At 51.3% G+C, this 790-nt stretch carries 9 tRNA genes; all 9 read right to left on the bottom strand.

Going from position 1 to position 790, the window contains the following annotated elements:
* Position 1: 1 nt before the first annotated feature.
* The 9 genes from GMD3S_RS0210170 to GMD3S_RS0210130 all read right to left on the bottom strand — a co-directional run bounded on the left by GMD3S_RS0210170 (position 2) and on the right by GMD3S_RS0210130 (position 784).
* Positions 2-75, bottom strand: a tRNA-Pro gene (locus GMD3S_RS0210170).
* Between the two features lie 15 nt (positions 76-90).
* Positions 91-164 (bottom strand) — tRNA-Arg (locus tag GMD3S_RS0210165).
* An 11-nt stretch (positions 165-175) separates the two neighbouring features.
* A tRNA-Leu gene (locus GMD3S_RS0210160) sits at positions 176-261 on the bottom strand.
* 7 nt (positions 262-268) lie between these two features.
* Positions 269-340, bottom strand: a tRNA-Gly gene (locus GMD3S_RS0210155).
* Positions 341-367: 27 nt separating this feature from the next.
* Positions 368-440 (bottom strand) — tRNA-Thr (locus GMD3S_RS0210150).
* Positions 441-452: 12 nt separating this feature from the next.
* Positions 453-534 (bottom strand) — tRNA-Leu (locus tag GMD3S_RS0210145).
* Positions 535-539: 5 nt separating this feature from the next.
* A tRNA-Lys gene (locus tag GMD3S_RS0210140) sits at positions 540-612 on the bottom strand.
* Between the two features lie 24 nt (positions 613-636).
* Positions 637-709, bottom strand: a tRNA-Asp gene (locus GMD3S_RS0210135).
* Positions 710-711: 2 nt separating this feature from the next.
* Positions 712-784: transfer RNA gene (locus tag GMD3S_RS0210130), tRNA-Val, on the bottom strand.
* Positions 785-790 lie beyond the last annotated feature (6 nt).

Genomic DNA, 790 nt, shown 5'->3' with positions numbered 1-790 from the left:
ATCGGGAAGACAGGATTCGAACCTGCGACACCTTGGTCCCAAACCAAGTACTCTACCAAGCTGAGCTACTTCCCGCGTTAAATAAAAAAATGCACCCTAGAGGAGTCGAACCTCTAACCGCCTGATTCGTAGTCAGGTACTCTATCCAGTTGAGCTAAGGGTGCTCATCATTATATGCCGAGGACCGGAATCGAACCGGTACGATCGTTACCAATCGCAGGATTTTAAGTCCTGTGCGTCTGCCAGTTCCGCCACCCCGGCCTCTCTAAGCGAACGACGGGATTCGAACCCGCGACCCCCACCTTGGCAAGGTGGTGTTCTACCACTGAACTACGTTCGCATCGACCTCTTATTCTATATAAAAAAATGCCGGCTACATGACTTGAACACGCGACCCTCTGATTACAAATCAGATGCTCTACCAACTGAGCTAAGCCGGCTGATTTCTATTATGCGGGTTAAGGGACTTGAACCCCCACGCCGTTAAGCGCCAGATCCTAAATCTGGTGCGTCTGCCAATTCCGCCAAACCCGCAAATATGACCCGTACTGGGCTCGAACCAGTGACCCATTGATTAAAAGTCAATTGCTCTACCAACTGAGCTAACGAGTCTAAAATAACTTCCGTTATCTTAAACGGTCCCGACGGGAATCGAACCCGCGATCTTCGCCGTGACAGGGCGACGTGATAACCGCTACACTACGGGACCTATGGGAGTTAACGGGATCGAACCGCTGACCCTCTGCTTGTAAGGCAGATGCTCTCCCAGCTGAGCTAAACTCCCAAAGGG

Source organism: Streptococcus sp. GMD3S, assembly GCF_000298695.2.
GTDB lineage: Bacteria > Bacillota > Bacilli > Lactobacillales > Streptococcaceae > Streptococcus.
Note: the sequence above shows the minus strand (reverse complement) of the source record. Positions and strands in the feature narration are given on the sequence as shown.